We start from the raw sequence: 18,782 nt of genomic DNA, 5'->3' as shown, positions 1-18,782 counted from the left end.
GCTCCACCGTACCTAATTCGGAGTCTGTAACTCCAATTAACGGAGCGGGCCGTGCTCCACAGCATTCGGCCCTCCGCTATGCGGCTCCATGACATCCGGCCCGCCCGTGTGCGCGTCGAGCGCGGCGCGGGCCTGCCGGGTGATCTCCGCGTGCTCGAAGAAGAACTCCTCCGCCGTCGCCGCCGTCTGGTGGCTCACCTGCGGCTTGACCGGGCCGGCGGTGGAGTGGAGATCGACGCTCGCGAGTCCGAGCGCTCGCTGGATGGGCCCGGCGAACATCCGCATCGACTGCACGCGGGCATGCGGCACGCAGTCGACGCGCCGGTCGAAGCGGCCGGAGCGGATGACGAGCATGCTGCCGGTGCGGACCCAGCCGTTGCGCCGGAAGGTCAGCGGGTCGAGCCAGCGCGAGGCCCGGTCCTGGTGGTGGAACAGCGCGGCGGCGGCGCGCGCCCCGGCATTCCCCTGCTCGGCATGCGGCCCCTCGACGTCCGGCTTCTCGGCACCCGGACCGTCGGCATCCGACGGTTCGGCATCCGCGCCCGGCGCGGGGCCGGCGTACATCGCCTCGACCATGAGCTCGCGGCCGCTCACGCCGTCGGGCACGTCCGGGTGCGGGAGGACGAGCCCGAGCATCATGAGGCTCTGGTCGAGCGAGCCGACGGGCAGCAGGGTCGTCGAGTTCTTCTCCCCCTCCTGCCCGGCGATCGTGTACTCGGCGCGCCACCAGCCGGGGCCGCGCCACAGCAGCGGCTGCGAGAGCCGCACCGCCTGGATCCGGTCGAGCGGGATGATGCGGCGCGTGGTCGTGGTGAGCCCGTGCGTCACGGCGAGCCCGTCGCGGGTGACGGCGACGGAGAAGTTCGATTCGTCGAAGGACTTCTTCACGATGCCGTAGGCGGCCGCGAAGAGCGGGATGATCGCGACCACGCTTCCGGTGATCGCCTCCCAGCGGCCGAGCACGGCGAGGACGACGAACCCGGCGAGCACCGCGAGGACGAACAGGAGCGTCACGAGGGTGCCGGTCGACAGCAGCCCGGAGAGCAGCACGGTGTGGGCGGGGATGCGGAGGATCCGGCCGTCGTCGTCGGCGCCCGCCCGCACCCGGTACGGGCTGAGCACGTCGGTGAGGGTGCCGCCGATGTCGCCGATCACTCCGGCCGCGGTCGGTTCGATCCGCGCCATGAGCCGGCTGCCGAGGTTCGCCCCCGGCGCCGAGGCGGCACTCGCCCGGCCGTGTCCGGCACCCGGCGCATGCGCGCTGCCCGTAGCACCCGCCGCGTGGCCTCCCGGATGGGCTCCGGGACCGCCACCGGGGCCGCCACCGGGGCCGAGGTGCGGGTCGGTCGGTGCCCCGGCGGCCGGTGGGCCGGCTCCCGGGCCGCCGGGGACCCCGCCCCCGGCACTCACGGCGCCGGGATGGTCGGCACCGCCGGGATACGTTCCTCCGGGGCCGGCGCCGGAGGCGGTGCCGGGGGCGATGCCATGTCCAGCACCAGGACCGGCACCGGCCGGGCCGCCGGCGAGGCGGCTGTCCTCGGCCGCGCGGAGCGCCCGCACACGTTCGAGGAGCGCGTCCCGGAGCGCCTCGGCACGGTCGCGGCCGAGGAATTCGAGGTCGACGGAGGAGTCCTTGCCGCCGGCGACGTCGAAGCGCAGCTTCGCGAGCCCGAACAGGCGCGGCACGAGGGGCTGGTTGATGTCGATCGACTGCACCCGGTCGAGCCGGGCGGTGCGCAGCTGCCGGTTGAGCAGGCCCTTGCGCAGGTAGATCGCCTCGTCGTCGATGTGGTAGCCGGTGCGCCGCCACACGAGCCAGTTGAGGAACCCGATGAGTGCGAGGAGCAGGATGAGGCCGCCGAGGATGCCGAGCACCGCGAGCGGGTGGGCGAACAGCCACTCGAGGAGCCCGCTGGTCCCGGTGAACCGGCCGGTGACGAGCTCCTGGAGGAACTGCTGGCTCTGCGCCAGGAGCACGCCGATCGCGGCGAGGATGAACAGCCAGCTCTTGAGTGCCGGGGTCAGGGGATGGACGCGCCGCCACTCGGTGAAGTCGGGGGCCGAGGACCCCGGTTCAGGCGTTCCGGAGGCGGGCACCTCGCGGGCGGGCGCTCCGGGCTCGGGCACACGCGGTTCGGGCAGTCCGGGTTCAGGCGTTCCGGTCATCGGCGATCACAGCCCTGCGAGCCGGGCCTCGCCGCGGGCGGCGAGCGCATCGCGGAGGCGCTCGGCCTCCGCCGCGGGCAGTCCGGGGATCGAGGCGTCGGTGGCGGCGGAGGCGGTGTGGAGCTCGACGGTGGCGAGCCCGAACAGCCGCTCGATCGGCCCGGACTTGACGTCGACGAACTGCATCCGCCCGAACGGCACCACGGTGGTCGAGCGGAAGAGGATGCCGCGGCGGATGAGCAGGTCGTCGGGGCGCTCGGCGTACCCGAGCCGCCCGACCTGGCGGATGAGGACGATCGCACTCCACACGACGACGACGAGCCACAGCGCGGCGGCGGCCCACATCCAGGGACGCACGGCTTCGAAGATCACGCCGAGCACGATCATCGGGATGAGAAGCGGGACCATCCAGATGAGCAGTCCCAGGAGGTGGACTTGGATGAGCTTGCGGCTGACGGGGACGAACTCGATGTCGGTCATGCGGGATCGGCTCCTGCGGTGTCGTCGGGTGGCAGGGTGCAGTAGGACTCGACGATGAGCCCTACGATCATGAGGATCGCCGAGGCGGCGACGGCGAGCAGCATGCCGAGTGCGGCGCTCGCCCGCACCCCGGCGGCGCTGATGAACAGGTAGGCGGCGGCGCCGAGGTACCAGCCGGTGAGCAGGCTCCCGGTGAGCGAGGCGGCCTTGGCGAGCATCGCCGTGCGAGCGGCGGCGACGTGGTCGATGTCGCGGCTGCGGTCGCCGTCGTTCCACTTCTTGATCGGCCAGCCGAGGACGAGGAGGACGAGGGAGAGCACGATCATCCCGAGGATCGCCGGCCACGGCAGGCCGGGCAGCGCCTGGCCGAGCGACTCCCACACGTAGTGGAACGCGAGCGAGGCGAGGAGTCCGACGAACCCCCAGCTGAAGAGCTGCGTGGAGGTGGTCTGCTTCATCGCGCCTCCTCACTCCCGGGAGCCGGCTGCGGTGCCGGGGAGGTGGGCGGTTCCGGAACCGCAGGCCCCAGGGTGTCCGCGGTGCGCTCGATCCCGCCGGCGTCGGCGGCACGGGCGATCGCCTCGGCGAGGCCGACGGCCGCACCGGCGACCTCCACCCGAGCGCCGGGGGCGATCTCCTCCCAGGGGGCGAGGACGAAGGTGCGCTCGGCGGCCCGCGGGTGGGGCAGGTCGAGGCGGGGCAGCGCGAGGCGCATCTGCTGCGCCGGGTCGTCGAGCTCGGCACCCGGTGCGGCATACCGGATGAGGTCGATGTCGAGGGTGCGCGGGCCCCAGCGGACGTCGCGGGTGCGGTGGGCGGCGACCTCGATCCCCTGGGCGACGCCGAGGAGTTCGAGCGGGGTGAGTGCGGTGTCGACGAGGACGGCGGCATTGAGGAAGTCGGGCTGCTCGACCCCGCCGACGGGTGCGGTGCGGTACACGTGGGAGGCCGCGGTGACGGTGATGTGCGGGTGTCTTTCGAGCGCAGCGACCGCGGTGCGGAGCGCGGTGAGCGGCTCGCCGAGGTTCGCGCCGAGCGAGAGGACCGCGCGGGCCGGGCGCTGCCGCGCCGCGTCGCCACCGCTCTCGGTCCCGGCCTGCGCCTCACCGGTCCCGGCGGGCCGGCTGCCCGCGCTGCTCGCGCCTCGGGAGCGGGTGACGGTGACGGACACGTCGGCGAAGGCGTGCGGGATCGGGGCCTGCGGCTTGTGGACGGTGACGGTGATCTGCGCGCAGTGGGCCAGGCAGCGGCGGGCGATCCCCTCCGCCACGCTCTCGATGAGGTCGAAGGGCTCCCCGGTGATCACCGCGACGGCCTCCTCGGCGAGCACCCCGTAGTCGACGGTGTCGGCGAGCGCGTCGCCGCGCCCGGCCGTGGAGAGGTCTCCGGGCACCTCGAGGTCGACGAGGAACTCCTGCCCGTCCGTGCGCTCATGGTCGAACACCCCGTGGTGTCCGAACGCGCGCAGCCCGGTGAGCCGGATCCGGTCCATCAGGGGACCTCGGAGTCCGGTCGGGTGCCGGGGGCCGGGCGGGAGGTCCCCGGCCCGACTGCCGCCTCCGGGCTCGGGGAGTCCTCCGCCCCGGCCGGGTCGAGCGGCAGCTCGGGTGCGCGGGCGGCGTGCTCGGCGAGCGCCTCGGCGACCTGCACGGCGATGAGGGAGCTGCGCGGTTCGTGGACGCGCACCGCCCAGGCCCCGGCGCGGGCGCAGTAGGCGCTGATCGCGGCGGTCGCTGAGTCCCGGTCGGTGTTCGTCACGCCGGCCGGGTCCTGCGGGTCGAGCAGGGAGGCGAGGAAGCGCTTGCGGGAGCCGGCGACGAGCAGCCGGAAGCCCATCCGGGTGAAGGCGTCGAGGCCGGCGAGGAGCTGCCAGTTGTGCTCGGCGTTCTTCGAGAACCCCAGGCCGGGGTCGAGGATGATGTCGGATTCGGCGATCCCGGCGGCGAGCGCGGCGTCGATCCGCTCGCTGAGCTCGGTGCGCACCTCGGCGACGACGTCGTCGTAGGTGTACTCCGCGTGGGCGTCGGTGAGGAGGCCGCGCCAGTGCATGAGGACGATGGGGGCACCGGATTCGGCGGCCACGCCGAGCATCGCGGGGTCGGCGAGCCCGGCGGAGACGTCGTTGATGATGCGGGCGCCGGCGTCGAGTGCGGCCCGGGCGACGGCGGCGCGCATGGTGTCGACGCTGATCACCGCGCCCTGCCGGGCGAGCTCGCGGGTGACGGGGACGACGCGGGCGAGCTCCTCGTCCTCGGGCACGCGGACGGAGCCGGGGCGGGTGGACTCCCCGCCGATGTCGATGATGTCCGCGCCGGCCTCGAGCAGCGCGATGCCGTGGCCGACCGCCTGGTCGAAGTCGAGCCAGCGGCCGCCGTCGGAGAACGAGTCCGCGGTGACGTTGAGCACGCCCATGATCTGCGTCCGCATCGGCTCACTTCCCCAGGATCAGGCTCATGGCCTCGGCGCGGGAGGCCCCGTCGCGCAGCTGGCCGCGCACCGCGGAGGTGATCGTCGAGGCGCCGGGGCGCTGCACGCCGCGCATCGACATGCACAGGTGCTCGGCCTCGACGACGACGATGACGCCGGCGGGGTTGAGGTGGGTGACCATCGCGTCGGCGATCTGCGCGGTGAGCCGCTCCTGCACCTGCGGGCGGCGGGCGTAGATGTCGACGAGCCGGGCGAGCTTGGACAGCCCGGTGACGTACCCGTCGGTGCCCGGGATGTAGCCGATGTGGGCCACACCGTGGAAGGGCACGAGGTGGTGCTCGCAGGTGGAGTACATCTCGATGTTGCGGACGAGCACCATCTCGTCGTAGCCGACGTCGAAGTGCACGCCGAGCACCTCGGCGGCGTCGCGGCCGAGGCCGGAGAAGATCTCCTCGTAGGCGCGGGCGACGCGGGCCGGGGTGCCCTTGAGGCCGTCGCGGTCGGGATTCTCGCCGATCGCGGCGAGGATCTCCCGCACGGCGGCCTCGATGCGCGGCTGGTCGACCATGTCAGTGCACCGGGCCCTGGGGTCCGCTCTCCGGGGGCTGGGTCGGGCCCTGCGGGGGCACGCCGCCGTGGCCCTCGTGCGGGGGCTGCGGGCCGGCGTCCGGCGGGGTCGGGCCCGGCTGCACCGGCGGCTGCCCGCCGGCACCGGGGGCGCCCGGCCCCTCGGGACCGGAACCGGGCGCGTGCGAGCCGCCGGCACCCGGTCCGCCTTGGGCACCCGGCGCGTGCGAGCCGCCGGCCATGAACTCGGGCTCGAAGGGGTTGAGGCGGCGCTCCGGGATCGGGATGGGGCCGCGCTCGGACACCGGGCGGTCGTCGTTGGCGAGCCACACCTCGCGCACGGGGCGCTTGGTGACGGGGGCGAAGATCGCGGCGAGCTCGTGCTGGTCGAGCGTCTCCTTCTCGAGCAGCTCGTGGGCGAGCGCGTCGAGGACGTCGCGGTTGGTCGTCAGCGCCCAGTAGGCGTCGGCGTGGGCTTCGTCGATGAGGCTGCGGACCTCGGAGTCGATGACCCTGATGGTGTCCTCGGAGTAGTCGACGCCGTGGCCGTAGCCCTTGCCGGCGAACGGCTCGGAGTTGTCCTCGCCGACCTTGACCATGCCGACCTTCTCGCTCATGCCGTACTGCGTGACCATCTTCCGCGCGATCCCGGTCGCCTTCTCGATGTCGTTGCTCGCCCCGGTGGTGGGGTCGTGGAAGACGATCTCCTCCGCCACCCGGCCGCCCATCGCGTAGGCGAGCTGGTCGAGCAGCTCGTTGCGGGTGGTCGAGTACTTGTCCTCCGTCGGCATGACCATGGTGTAGCCCAGGGCCCGGCCGCGCGGCAGGATCGTGACCTTGGTGACGGGGTCGGTCTGGTTCATCGCCGCGGCGACGAGCGCGTGCCCGCCCTCGTGGTAGGCGGTGACGAGCCGCTCCTTGTCGTTCATCAGCCGGGTGCGCTTCTGCGGGCCGGCGATGACGCGGTCGATCGCCTCGTCCACGGCGTACTTGTCGATGACGGTCCTGTTCATCCGCGCGGTGAGCAGCGCGGCCTCGTTGAGGACGTTGGCCAGGTCCGCGCCGGAGAACCCGGGCGTGCGCTTGGCGACCATCGCGAGGTCGACGTCGGGGGCCAGCGGCTTGCCGCGGGAGTGGACCTCGAGGATGTGCTGGCGGCCCTTCATGTCCGGGGCCTCGACGGAGATCTGGCGGTCGAAGCGGCCCGGGCGCAGCAGCGCGGGGTCGAGGACGTCGGGGCGGTTGGTCGCGGCGATGAGGATGACGTTGCTCGTCGCGTCGAAGCCGTCCATCTCGACGAGGAGCTGGTTGAGGGTCTGCTCGCGCTCGTCGTGCCCGCCGCCCATGCCGGCGCCGCGCTGGCGGCCGACGGCGTCGATCTCGTCGATGAAGATGATGCACGGCGAGTTGTTCTTCGCCTGCTCGAACAGGTCGCGCACGCGGGAGGCGCCGACGCCGACGTACATCTCGACGAAGTCGGAGCCGGAGATCGAGTAGAACGGGACCCCGGCCTCGCCGGCGACGGCGCGCGCGAGCAGGGTCTTGCCGGTGCCCGGGGAGCCGTAGAGGAGGACGCCCTTGGGGATCTTCGCCCCGACGTCCTGGAACTTCTTCGGCTCGGCGAGGAACTCCTTGATCTCCTCGAGCTCCTCGAGGGCCTCGTCGACGCCGGCGACGTCGGCGAAGGTGACGTCCGGGTTCTCCTTGTTGACGAGCTTGGCGCGGGACTTCCCGAAGCTCATGATCTTGCCGCCGCCGCCCATCTGGGACAGGAGGAACCAGAAGATCGCGATGATGATGATGAAGGGGACGATGTTGAGCAGCAGGGTGGTGAGCCACGACTGGCGGGGCACCTCGTCGGTGTAGCCCTGCTCCGGGGCGGCCTGCTCCACGGCTTCGACGACGGCCTCGCCGCGGGGTTCGACGTAGTAGAACTGCACCTGCGTGCCATACTCGCGGTCGTCGACGGTGAAGTCCTCGGTGAGAACGAGGTCGACGCGCTGGTCGTTGTCGACGATCTTCGCCTGCTCGACCTTGCCGTCGGAGAGCAGCTTGAGCCCCTGATCGGTGTCGATCCGCTGGAACCCGCCACCGGACAGCAGCATGGTGCCGAAGGACACGATGATGATGGCCAGGATGATCCATATCAGCGGCCCGCGCGCCAGCTTCTTGACGTCGGTGCCGCTCTTCTTGGTCTCGGCCATGGGTCCTCTCAGGCAGACGGATCGGTTCGGAGCACGGTCAGCCTACCCGAGTGGGTTGGGAATCCCTGTGACGGAGCGGAAGGGCTGGAGCCGCCAGGTGGCGGCGGACCGCAGCGCCGGTGGGCCACCGGTGCCGAGGCGCCCGCGCCTCGGCACCGTGCCTCGGCCTCGCGCCTCGGCCTCGTGCCGCGGCTCGCGGCCGCGGCGGGTCACTGGTAGACGTGCGGGGCGAGCGTCGCGACGAAGGGGACGTTGCGGTAGCGCTCGGCGTAGTCGAGGCCGTAGCCGATGACGAACTCGTTGGGCACGTCGAAGCCCACGTAGCGCACGTCGAGCTCGACCTTGACGGCCTCCGGCTTGCGCAGCAGCGTGCAGATCTCCACCGAGGCCGCGCCGCGGGAGCGGAGGTTGGACAGCAGCCACGACAGGGTGAGGCCGGAGTCGATGATGTCCTCGACGATGAGCACGTGCTGGTCTTTGAGGTCGGTGTCGAGGTCCTTGAGGATCCGCACGACGCCGGAGGACTTGGTGCCCGAGCCGTAGGAGGACACCGCCATCCAGTCCATCCGGACCGGGGAGTGGAGTGCGCGGGCGAGGTCGGCCATGACCATGACGGCACCCTTGAGCACGCCGACGAGGAGCACGTCCCTGCCCTGGTAGTCGCGGTCGATGTCGGAGGCCATCTCGGTGAGGCGGTGCGCGATCTGCGCTTCGGTCACCAGCACCTTCTCGATGTCGGTGCCCAGGTCGTTCTGATCCACTGTGTCAGCTCCTCGGTGCTGTGCGCGATGCTCGGGGTCCGGTCTCAGCGTATCCCAGAACCGGTGGGGGCCGGCAGGCCGAGCAGGGTGAAGATCAGCCCTCCGCCGGCGGTCCGCCGCACCTCCGCGGCGCCGGGCACCGAGACCGCGCCGCGGCGCCGCCCGGTGAGCAGATCGTCGACCGCCTCGACGTGGTGGGCGCCGACCTCCTGCGCGGTGCCGGCGTGCTCGCGCAGCCAGTCGCGCAGCACCCGGGTGCGCACCGCCTGCGGGAGTCCGGCAGCGCTCGCGTGCACCTCCGGGCCCGAGGTATGGGCCGGGCGGGCGGCCGCCGCCTGCGCCTCGAGGGCGTCGGAGTCGGCGGCGAGGAGGGCGGCGGTGCGGGCGAGCGCGCGGGCGGCGCCGGGGCCGAGTTCGGCCTCGAGCACGGGCAGGACGCGGGTGCGGGCGCGGACCCGCGCGAACCGGGGGTCGGCGTTCATCGGGTCCTCCCATACGGGGATGCCGGAGGCGGCGCAGGAGGCCCGTGTCTGTGCGCGGGTGACGTCGAGGAGCGGCCGCCACAGGTACCCGGAGCGGGACCGCATGCCGGCCAGGGACCGGGCACCGGAGCCGCGCAGCAGCCCGAGGAGCACGGTCTCGGCCTGGTCGTCGCGGGTGTGCCCGGTGAGGATCGCCGCTGCTCCCCGGGTGGCGCGGATGCGTTCGAGGGCGGTGTAGCGGGCGGTGCGGGCGGCGGCCTCGATGCCGCAGTGAGCGGGGTCGACGGCGACGCGCACGGACTCCGCGGACAGGCCGAGGCCGGTGAGGCGCTCGACGACTGCGGCGGCGGTCGCGGCGGAGCCGTCCTGGAGGCCGTGGTCGACGACGACGGCGTGGAAGCGGGGAGCGGGTGCTGCTGGTGCGGAGTTCTGTGCCAGGTCCGGGCGGGTGCCGACAGCGGTGCCAGCTCCTGAGCGGAGGCTCGGTCCCGGATCCGGGCGGGTGCCGAGGTGGGCGCAGGCGGCGGCGAGCGCCATCGAGTCCGCTCCCCCGGACACCGCGAGGACGAACTCCGGCGCGGGCCGCGGCGCGGGCTCTTGCCCGTGCTGCGGGGCCGGGGCCGCGACGGCGGGGTGGTCCGGTGGGCAGGCGGGCGCCTCGGCGAGCAGGGCGCGCACCGCGTTGCGGATCTCCGCGGTCGCCCGGTCCAGGCGCGGCAGTCGACTCCCCGCCGACCCGGTCATCCTGCCGGTCCCGTCATCGCCGCCGCCTCGGCCGTGGTCCTGCCATCGGAGCAGCCTCAGGCGTCGCCGGGGCGGGGCACGCGGGCGAGCCAGAGTGCGGGCTCGGCGATCTCCGCCGCGCTCGGCAGGAGCTCGGGGGCCTCCCACACGGCGGCGAGCCCGTCGTGGCCGCGATCGCGGACGACGGCGCGGACGAACGCGGCACCGCGGGCGTACTGGGCGATCTTCTCGTCGATGCCGAGCAGCGTGGAGACGATCGCGCGGATCCCGGTGGCCGAACGCCTCCGCGCGTCGAAGGCCCGGCGGATCCGGCCCACGCGCGGGATGACCTTCCGGCCGACGGTGTCCATGAGGACGTCGGCGTGGCCTTCGAGGAGGCTCATGAGGGCGCCGATCTCCTCGACCGCGGCGGCCTGCTCCGGTCCGACGACCGCATCGAGGAGGCTCTCGCCCTCGCGCAGCGCATCGGGCAGGGCGCGCAGGCTGTCGAGGAACCCGTCGCCGGCCTCGGCGCCGAGCAGCGGGTTCAGCAGTCCGTCGATCCGGGAGCGCAGGTGGTCGGCGAGCCAGGGCGCGGCGGCGAACTGGACGTGGTGGGTGCGCTCGTGGAGGGCGACCCAGAGCCGGAAGTCGCGCGGCGGGACGTCGAGGGCGTGCTCGACTTCCCACACGCTCGGGGCGACGAGGTAGAGCACCCCGGCTTCCCCGGCGAAGGGGTCGAACTGGCCGAGCACCCGGGAGCCGACGAGCGCGAGCGCCCCGCCGAGCTCCACCGAGGCCGTGGTCCGCGCCGAACGATCGCGCAGCCGCCGGAGCATGCCGGGGCTGCGCGAACCCTGGGGCACGGTCCCGCGCGAACCCTCGGGCCCGGTTCCACGCGAGCCGCTGGGTCCGGTCCCGGCGGTGCCGCCCGGCGTGGGCACTCCTCCGTGCGCCGTGCCGCGCTCCCGCGCCCCGCCGGACTCGCCCGGCTGCGCGCCGGAGAGAAGGCTCGCGAAGGTCTCCGCGTTGGCCTGCACCCAGCCGAGCCGGTCGACCACGCGGGTCTCCCCGGCAGCCAGGCGCGCCCGGGCGGCGTCCTCCACCGCGGGCGCCAGGCGCATCGCGTCGAGGACGAGGTCGGTCGAGGTCTCCGCCGCCTCGCGGAGGTCGTGGACGAGGGCGCGCGCCTCGGCGGGGTCCGGCAGCGCGCCGGGCGGCATGAGCTCGCGGGCGGCAGCGGTGACGGCGGGGACGGAGATGAGGTTCACGGGCACCCGCAGTCGGCGATCGCGGTGACCGCCTCGTCGACGACCTGCCGGGCGCGGCCGGCGGTGCCGGGGTCGAGGTCGTCGGCGAGGATCGAGAACACGATGAGCCGGCCGTCGGCGGTGAGCACGGCGCCGGCGAGCGAGGTCACGGTGCGCAGGGTGCCGGTCTTCGCCGACACCTTCCCGGCGGCGTCCCGGGTGTCCTCGTCGAGGTAGCGGTCGAACAGGGTGCCGGACAGCCCGCCCACCGGCATGCTCGGCAGGAGGAGGGAGAGGTCGCCATCGGTGGCCGCGGCGGCCTGGAGGATCGTCGTGAGGTCGTGCGCGGAGATGCGGTTCGCGTAGTCGAGTCCGGAGGTGTCGGAGAGCTCGATCGAACCGGTGTCGAGCTGCTGGGCGGCGAGCGCGTCGATGACCGCGGCGGGCGCCTCGGCGGCGGCCCCGGGACGGCCGAGGGCGAGCGCGACCTCCCGGCCGATCGCCTCGGACACGACGTTGTCGCTGGCGAGCATGAGGTGGCGCACCACCCCGGCGACGGGCGCGGACTCGACGAACGCGAGTTCCGTGGCGCCCTCGGGTGCAGGAGCGGGTTCGGCGGTGTCGACGGCGATGCCGTGGCCTTCGAGGGCTGCGGCGAAGGCGTCGAGCGCGACCTGGGCGGGGTCCTCCTGGCGGGGGGTGCCGCGCTGGGTGGAGGTGAGCCCGGAATCGGTCATGAGGGGTTCGATGGGTGAGATGTAGCCGTTGCCGATATCCGCGCGGTCCCAGCCGGGGTTGAACGCGGGCCCGGAGTAGCGGGAGAGGTCGGCGGCGACGGTGACGGTGTCGATGCCGGCCTCGCTGAGGGCGGCGGCGGTGTCCGCGGCGAGCGTGCCGAGCCCGGCGTGGCCCATGACACCGTCGGGCTTCGACTCCCCGGCACCCAGGAGCACGTCTCCCCCGCCCACGAGGTGCACGGTGGCGCCGGCGTCGGACTGGCCGGAGAGGCGGGTCTCGGTGCGGAAGCGGGTGTCGGCGCCGATCGTGCCGAGCGCGGCGGCCGCGGTGAGGACCTTGGTGACGGAGGCCGGGGTCTTGGCACTGTTCTCATCCGCCGTGTAGAGCACCTCGTCGGTCATCGCGTCGCGGATGTCGATGCTCAACCCGCCGGTCATCCCGTCCTGGTCGAGGATCGGGTCGATCCGGGAGGCGAGGTCCTGCGGGATCGGGGCGGACTCCGGCAGAGGGCTCACCGGTTCGGCGGAGGCCGCGTCGGCCCGGGGCTGCGGCAGCGCCTGAACGGTGATCGGCGGATCGAGGGTGAGGATTCCGGGGGCCACGTCGAAGGCGTCGGCGGTCCCGTAGCCCACGAGCGCCAGAGCCAGGGCGCCGGCGGTGAGCGGCAGGGCACGCGAACGGCGCCGGTCGCGGCGCCGGGCGTCGCGGCGGCTGCCTCGGGTGTCCTCCACGTGACCGTCCTGTCCTGTCGTGTGCAGTGGTGCGCTGTGCGGTGGTGAGCGGCGGTGCGATGTGCGGTGGTGCGGGCCGGGCGGTCCCGGCGGGCACCTCGGGAGCGGTACCGGCCCTGCGCCGCTGTGATGACGCGGTGCGCGGCGCATGGACCGATTGCGGGCCGCGGCTCGCCCTTCATTATGCTAGTGGAGTCGCACAATGCTCGTGGCGCCGCACACAGCACGTCGTGCACCCCGTTCGCACATCATTTCTAGGAGTCCGCATGGAACTGCTCGCCACCGTCGAAATCCCCAAGGGTTCGCGCAACAAGTACGAGGTCGACCACGAGACCGGTCACGTCAAGCTCGACCGCTACCTCTACACCTCGATGGCCTACCCCACGGATTACGGGTACTTCGAGGACACCCTCGGCCTCGACGGCGACCCGCTCGACGTCATGGTGCTGCTCACCGAATCGGTGTTCCCCGGCTGCGGCGTGGACGTCCGCCCGATCGGCATGTTCAAGATGACCGACGAGGCCGGGGGCGACGACAAGGTCCTCGCCGTGGTCGCCGGCGATCCCCGCTGGGACGCGATCCAGGACATCGACGACGTCGACTCCTTCACCCGCGACGCGATCGAGCACTTCTTCGTCCACTACAAGGACCTCGAGCCGAACAAGTTCGTCAAGGGCTCGAACTGGGTGGGCCGCGAGGAGGCCGAGGCGGAGGTCAAGGCCTCGCTCGAGCGCTTCCAGGCCGCCGGCGAGCCCTCCGAGCCCGACGACCGCGAAGGCCGCCAGGGCCGCGACGTCGAGTGAGCTGAGCTCCCGCTCCTCCGCTGAGGTGTCGATCCAGTGCGGTTCCGCACGGGAATCCGCACTGGATCGACACCTCAGTCGCATTCAGGGATCAGCCGGGCGCAGGTGCTCGGCCGGGCGCGCACGAGAGAGTGACGCGCGCCACAGAAAACAAGTTAGGGTGACCTAACTCACAGACGCGGCGGCGATATGGGATTCTCGTGGCATGCATCTCGATCATGTCTCCTTCGCCAGCGAACACGACGGTCTGCAGGCCACCGCGGCCCGGATCTCCGAGAAGCTCGGGATCGAACCGTACGACGGCGGCGTCCACCCGCGGTTCGGCACCCGCAACCTCATCTTCCCGCTCGCCGACGGGCACTACCTCGAGGTCGTCGAAGCCCTCGAGCACCCCGCCGCGCTGAGCACCCCGTTCGGTCAGGCCGTGCGCGCCCGCAGCGAGCTCGGCGGCGGCTGGATGGGCTGGTGCGTCTCCGTCGACGACCTCGGCTCCGTCGAGGACCGCCTCGAGCGCAAGGCCGTCGACGGCAACCGCACCCCCGATGACGGGGTCGAGCTGCTGTGGAAGCAGATCGGCGTCAAGGGCCTCATCGCCGACCCGCAGCTGCCGTTCTTCATCCACTGGCTCTCCCCGGCCGCCCAGCACCCCTCCGCCCGCGGCGCCGAGTCCGGCGTGACGATCTCCGCGATCGAGATCGCCGGCGACCGGGAGCGCCTGCGCGAATGGCTCGGCACCGAGCAGGCCAAGCCGATCCCGGAGATCAGCATCGACTGGACCGCCCCGCACGGCACGCCCGGCGTCATGTCGGTGACCTTCGAGACCCCCCGGGGCTCGATCACCCTCTGAGCGGCCGGCGCTCTCAGAGCGGGTCGACGGCGGCGAGGATGCCCGGCGCGAGGAAGCCCACGGCGTCGATGAGGGTGTGGGCGACGACGAACGGCATGACGCGGCGCCACCGCAGGTACAGCCAGCCGAACAGCAGCCCCATGAGGACGTTCCCGACGAACGGGCCCACCCCCTGGTACAGGTGGTAGGAGGCGCGGAACAGGGCGAGGCCGACGATGATCATCCACGGGCGCACGCGCAGCTTCTCGAGCCGGTCGACGCCGTAGCCCAGGAGGAGCACCTCCTCGAGGATCCCGTTCTTCGCCGCGGACAGCAGGAGCACCGGCACCGTCCACCAGTAGGCGGCGAGGTTGTTCGGGAGGATCTCCGCGGTCAGCCCGGCCGCCCGGCCGGCCGCGTACACGCCGAGCGTGCCGATCCCGATGACGAGGAACAGCGCCGTCCCCGTCCCGAGGTCCCAGCCGGGACGCCGGAAGTCGAAGCCCACGCGGGTGGTCGCCGGCCGGGTGTCCGCTGCCGAGGTGATCACCGGGTCCGCCGCGCTCTCCGCACGCCTCCCGAACACGCCGCGCAGGGCAACTGGCCCGCCGCCGAGGTCGGCACCGGTGGCCGCCCACACCCGGTCGCGGTTGAGGAGGAACAGGACGAGGAGCACTGGCACGAGCGCGAACCCGATGCCGAGGAGCTGGTACACGAGGTCGAACCACGGCCGCGGGGATGCCTCGACGTTGAGCCGGGCCTGGGCCTCGGTGAGCGGTCCGCGGGTGGAGATGTCGATGAACCGGACGAGCGCGTACACCGCCGACTGGCCGAGGGCGAGCGCGGCGACGAGCGTGAGCTCCCACCCCCACCGCGGCCGCCCGAGGCGCTCATCCACCGGCGTCACCGCTCAGCGGCGGGACCCGGCTCAGCCGATCCGGGCGCACCACCCGGGCCGGCCTCACCGGCATCCGAACGGGCAGCGCCCGCCGAACCGGTCCCACCCGCGTCACCGTTCACGCGGTCCGTGTTCACGCTGTCCGCGCTCTGCGCGGCCTCGGCGCGGATGCGCTCGGAGCGCTCCTGCTCGCGGCGGGCGTCCTCGGCAGCCTCGGCCTCGTCGATGACCTCGCCGCGCGTCATGTCGCGGATCGCCTTCCGCTCCGCCCGGCGCTCCTTGACGCCCTCGAGCAGCTGGTAGAGCACGGGCACGAGGACGAGCGTGAGGACGGTGGAGCTCACGAGCCCGCCGATCACGGTGATCGCCAGCGGCTTGGAGATGAACACCCCACCGCCGGTGAGTCCGAGCGCCATCGGGACGAGCGCGAAGATCGTCGCCGCCGCGGTCATGAGGATCGGCCGGTAGCGCAGACGCGAGCCGTGCACCACCGCCGTGCGCAGCGGCACCCCGCGCGCCCGGAAGTGGTTGATGAGGTCGATGAGGACGATCGCGTTCGTCACGACGATGCCGATGAGCATGAGCAGACCGATCATCGCGGTCAGGCCCAGCGGGGTGTCGGTCAGCAGCAGCAGGCCGATCGAGCCGGTCGCGGCGAAGGGGATCGACACGAGCAGGATGACCGGCTGCAGCAGCGACTTGAAGGTCGCGACGAGGATGATGAACACGATGAGCACGGCGGCGAGCATCGCCAGCCCGAGCTGGCGGAACGACTCGTTCTGCTCTGCCGTGGCACCGCCGATGTCGGCGCTCACCGCGGCCGGCAGGTCCGCGTCCTCGATCCCCTGGGTGACGGCCGTGCTCGCCGCACCGAGGTCGTCGCCGGCCGGAGTGACGCTCACGGTGACGGAGCGCAGGCCGTCGGAGTGGGTGATCGTCGGCGGGGTCATGATCTCGTTGACGTCGGCGATCTCGTCGAGCTCGATGGTCTCCGGCTCCGGAGCCGGGGCGGCGGGCGCACCCGGGGCGCCGGCGCCGCCGCCGGGACCGGTGCCCGGTCCGGCACCCGGGCCGGGCGCCTCGGGTGCGGGAGCAGCGGCGGCGGATGCCGGCACGGTGATCTCGAGCTCGCGCAGCTCCTCCACGGATTCGATGCTGCCGTCGTAGAGGAGAACGCGGTGGGTGACGTTGTCGAGCACGACGGAGCCGAGCTCCTGGCCGCGCATCGCACGGGACACGATGCTGCCGACCTCGGCCTCGGACAGGCCGTTGTCCGCGGCCTCCTCGCGGTCGATGTCGACCTCGATGACCGGCTGCACCGCTTCGAGGTCGGTGGTCACCGTCTGCACCTCGGTCAGCCCGTCGAGCTCACCGGTGAGGGATTCGGCGGCGGCGGAGAGCTCGTCGGGGTCGTTGGCGGTGAGCGTGATGTCGATCGTCGACCCGCCGGGCATGGTGCCGCCGGCGAGCACCTCGACCTCGCCGACGTCCTCGAGCTCGTCGACCTGGGCCTGCAGGTCCGTGGTGAACGCGGCGGTGTCGGTGCCGGGGACGAGGTTGACGAAGTAGCTGCCGGTGGTCGCGCCGCCGCCGGAGCCGAACGCCATGTCCCCGCCGATCGACAGCTGGTAGGACTCGACGTCGGGGTGGTTGGCGAGCACGTCCTCGACGGGTTCGGCGGTGCGCCCGGCCTCGTCGAGGTCGGTGCCGGCGGCGAAGGTCTGCGTCATCTGCACGCTGTCCTCGCCGGTGTCGCCGAACAGCTCGGTCTTGAGCAGCGGGGTCATCGCGAAGGTCGCGACGAGCACGAGCGCGGAGGCGAGCACGGTGAGCACGGGGTGCTTGGTGGTGAAGGAGATGACGGGCAGGTAGGTCTTCTGCAGGCGGGTGACCGGGGACTTCAGGCTCGCGAGCTCGTCGACCTCGGCGGCCTCCTGGCGGGGCCCGGGGCCGATGATCGGCAGCTCGGAGGTCGAGTGGCGGCCGGCCGGGTTCTCGACGTCGACGTCGCGCCGCTTCTCCTTCTTCCGCTCGGCCTTCCATTCGGCGAGCGCGGCCTTCCGGTTCTCCTTGGCGCGCGCCTTCTGCTCGCTCGTGAGCTTGACGCGGCTCTCCCGGGAGCGGAGGAACCAGTAGGCGAGCACGGGGACGATGGTGAGCGCGACGAACAGGGAGCTCAGCAGCGCGATCGTGGCGGTGAGGGCGAAGGGCCGGAAGAGCTCGCCGGTCTGCCCGGAGACGAACACGAGCGGCAGGAACACCGCCACGGATGTCAGGGTGGAGGCGGTGATGGCGCCGGCGACCTCGCCGACGGCGGCGAGGATGTTCGCGAACTTCGCCCCGCCCAGGGAGTGGCGGCGGCGGATCGATTCGATGACGACGATCGAGTCGTCGACCACCCGGCCGATCGAGATCGTCAGCGCGCCGAGGGTGAGCATGTTGAGGGTGTAGCCGCCCAGCCACAGGCCGATGAGCGTGATGAGCAGGGACAGCGGGATGGAGATCGCGGTGATGATCGTCGCGCGGATGCTGAAGAGGAAGACGAGGATGACGACCACGGCGAAGATCAGGCCGAGGGCGCCCTCCATGACGAGGTCCTCGACCGACTGCTCGATGAACGGGGCCTGGTCGAACACGGTGACGAAGTCGACGTCGCCGCCCATGGTGTCGCTGATCTCCGGCAGCGCTGCGAGCACGCCGTTGGAGACGTCGACGGTGTTCGCATCGGGCTTCTTCGTCACCGCGAGCGTCAGAGAGGGCTTGCCGTCGGTGCGCGAGATCGAGGTGGCCGCCTCGTCGCGGAGCTCGACGTCGGCGACGTCGCGGACGAGCACGGGGCCGTCGGGGCCGGTGAGCGCGATGTCGGCGATCGATTCGACGCTGGTGAGGCGGGTGCCGATCTCCACGGGGGCGGATCCCTCGCCGGTCTCGAGCGCGCCGGCGGAGGTGGGGATGCCGTTGGCCTGGAGGATCGAGGCGAGCTGGTCGACGGAGATGCCCTCGTCCTCGAGGTCGTCCTCGCGCACGGTGATCGCGACCTCCTGCGGGAGGTCGCCGGTGACCTGCACCTCGCGCACGCCCTCGATGTCGCGCAGCTCGGGCACCGCGATGTCCTCGAGGTCGGCGGCGAGCTGCTCGGTGTCGTCCCCGCCGGTGACGGACATAACGATGATCGGGAAGTCGGCGAGGCTGCCGGACATGACGGAGGGCTCGACGCCGTCGGGCAGCTGGGACTCGACCTGGGATACGGCGCGCTGGAGGGAGCGGACGACGTCGTCGGAGTTCGTGCCGTAGGAGGTCTCGACGGTGATCTGGGAGGACCCGGTGGAGGACACCGAGTTGACCGATTCGACCTCTTCGACGCCGCCCAGCGCAGCTTCGAGGGGTTCGGTGACCTCGGATTCGACGGCCTCCGGGGAGGCGCCCTCGTACTGGGCGGAGACCACGGCCTGCGGGAGCTCGAAGGAGGGGAACAGCTCCTGCTTGAGGGCGCCGGCGCCGATCACGCCGAAGATCACAGCGCACAGCGAGATCAGGGCGATGAGGGCCCGGTTCTTGAGGCTGATAGCGGTCAGCTGGTTCACGGAGAGCCCTTCGCCGGCGGGGATGATCGCACCAAGTCTAGGCGGCTCGCGCTCGGCTCACGCTCAGGGTTCTCCCCGGATCCGGGTCGGGGTTTCCCTACTGGTGGGCGGGGTTGCGGGCGGGTGCCCGAGGTGGGCGCCG

Annotated in this window: 15 protein-coding genes; 2 read left to right on the top strand and 13 right to left on the bottom strand. The window is 72.5% G+C overall.

Going from position 1 to position 18,782, the window contains the following annotated elements; genetic code table 11:
• Positions 1–36 precede the first annotated feature (36 nt).
• The 11 genes from MTQ12_RS08325 to dacB all read right to left on the bottom strand — a co-directional run bounded on the left by MTQ12_RS08325 (position 37) and on the right by dacB (position 12,529).
• On the bottom strand, positions 37–2,166 hold the full coding sequence (locus MTQ12_RS08325) for a PH domain-containing protein (protein WP_247618247.1): 2,130 nt from the start codon (positions 2,164–2,166) through the stop codon (positions 37–39).
• Between the two features lie 6 nt (positions 2,167–2,172).
• Positions 2,173–2,646 (bottom strand): PH domain-containing protein, encoded by a 474-nt coding sequence (locus MTQ12_RS08320; RefSeq protein ID WP_247618246.1) that lies wholly within the window; start codon positions 2,644–2,646, stop codon positions 2,173–2,175.
• Positions 2,643–3,104, bottom strand: a complete 462-nt coding sequence (locus MTQ12_RS08315) for a DUF3180 domain-containing protein (RefSeq protein WP_137318058.1) — start codon at positions 3,102–3,104, stop codon at positions 2,643–2,645. Before MTQ12_RS08315 ends, MTQ12_RS08320 begins: the two co-directional genes overlap by 4 nt.
• Positions 3,101–4,138 carry a 2-amino-4-hydroxy-6-hydroxymethyldihydropteridine diphosphokinase gene (gene folK / locus MTQ12_RS08310; protein WP_247618245.1) on the bottom strand — a complete coding sequence of 346 codons (1,038 nt, stop codon included), beginning with the start codon at positions 4,136–4,138 and terminating at the stop codon, positions 3,101–3,103. Before folK ends, MTQ12_RS08315 begins: the two co-directional genes overlap by 4 nt.
• Complete coding sequence (folP, locus tag MTQ12_RS08305) at positions 4,138–5,073, bottom strand: dihydropteroate synthase (RefSeq protein ID WP_247618244.1); 936 nt, start codon at positions 5,071–5,073, stop codon at positions 4,138–4,140. Before folP ends, folK begins: the two co-directional genes overlap by 1 nt.
• A 4-nt stretch (positions 5,074–5,077) precedes the next feature.
• Positions 5,078–5,641 carry a GTP cyclohydrolase I FolE gene (gene folE, locus MTQ12_RS08300; protein ID WP_247618243.1) on the bottom strand — a complete coding sequence of 188 codons (564 nt, stop codon included), beginning with the start codon at positions 5,639–5,641 and terminating at the stop codon, positions 5,078–5,080.
• Position 5,642: 1 nt separating this feature from the next.
• Positions 5,643–7,844, bottom strand: a complete 2,202-nt coding sequence (gene ftsH / locus MTQ12_RS08295) for an ATP-dependent zinc metalloprotease FtsH (RefSeq protein WP_247618242.1) — start codon at positions 7,842–7,844, stop codon at positions 5,643–5,645.
• Between the two features lie 209 nt (positions 7,845–8,053).
• Positions 8,054–8,605 (bottom strand): hypoxanthine phosphoribosyltransferase, encoded by a 552-nt coding sequence (gene hpt, locus MTQ12_RS08290; protein WP_247618241.1) that lies wholly within the window; start codon positions 8,603–8,605, stop codon positions 8,054–8,056.
• 44 nt (positions 8,606–8,649) lie between these two features.
• A complete protein-coding gene (tilS, locus tag MTQ12_RS08285; protein WP_247618240.1) occupies positions 8,650–9,831 on the bottom strand; it encodes a tRNA lysidine(34) synthetase TilS in 1,182 nt (393 codons plus the stop codon).
• Between the two features lie 56 nt (positions 9,832–9,887).
• On the bottom strand, positions 9,888–11,081 hold the full coding sequence (locus MTQ12_RS08280) for a zinc-dependent metalloprotease (RefSeq protein WP_247618239.1): 1,194 nt from the start codon (positions 11,079–11,081) through the stop codon (positions 9,888–9,890).
• On the bottom strand, positions 11,078–12,529 hold the full coding sequence (dacB, locus tag MTQ12_RS08275; protein WP_247618238.1) for a D-alanyl-D-alanine carboxypeptidase/D-alanyl-D-alanine-endopeptidase: 1,452 nt from the start codon (positions 12,527–12,529) through the stop codon (positions 11,078–11,080). The genes MTQ12_RS08280 and dacB overlap by 4 nt, the downstream gene beginning before the upstream one ends.
• A 266-nt stretch (positions 12,530–12,795) precedes the next feature.
• Here dacB and MTQ12_RS08270 point away from each other — a divergent pair, with 266 nt between their 5' ends.
• Both MTQ12_RS08270 and MTQ12_RS08265 read left to right on the top strand, forming a co-directional pair.
• A complete protein-coding gene (locus tag MTQ12_RS08270) occupies positions 12,796–13,332 on the top strand; it encodes an inorganic diphosphatase (protein ID WP_137318066.1) in 537 nt (178 codons plus the stop codon).
• A 205-nt stretch (positions 13,333–13,537) separates the two neighbouring features.
• Positions 13,538–14,179, top strand: coding sequence for a VOC family protein (locus MTQ12_RS08265; RefSeq protein WP_247618237.1), 642 nt, complete (start codon positions 13,538–13,540; stop codon positions 14,177–14,179).
• Positions 14,180–14,192: 13 nt separating this feature from the next.
• Here the strand turns inward: MTQ12_RS08265 and MTQ12_RS08260 are convergent, their stop codons facing one another.
• Both MTQ12_RS08260 and MTQ12_RS08255 read right to left on the bottom strand, forming a co-directional pair.
• Complete coding sequence (locus MTQ12_RS08260; RefSeq protein WP_247618236.1) at positions 14,193–15,056, bottom strand: CPBP family intramembrane glutamic endopeptidase; 864 nt, start codon at positions 15,054–15,056, stop codon at positions 14,193–14,195.
• A gap of 5 nt (positions 15,057–15,061) precedes the next feature.
• Positions 15,062–18,640 carry an efflux RND transporter permease subunit gene (locus tag MTQ12_RS08255; protein WP_247618235.1) on the bottom strand — a complete coding sequence of 1,193 codons (3,579 nt, stop codon included), beginning with the start codon at positions 18,638–18,640 and terminating at the stop codon, positions 15,062–15,064.
• Positions 18,641–18,782 lie beyond the last annotated feature (142 nt).

The organism is Brevibacterium sp. R8603A2 (assembly GCF_023072605.1).
GTDB classification, from domain to species: domain Bacteria; phylum Actinomycetota; class Actinomycetes; order Actinomycetales; family Brevibacteriaceae; genus Brevibacterium; species Brevibacterium pityocampae.
This window is presented reverse-complemented; position numbering and strand designations above follow the sequence as displayed.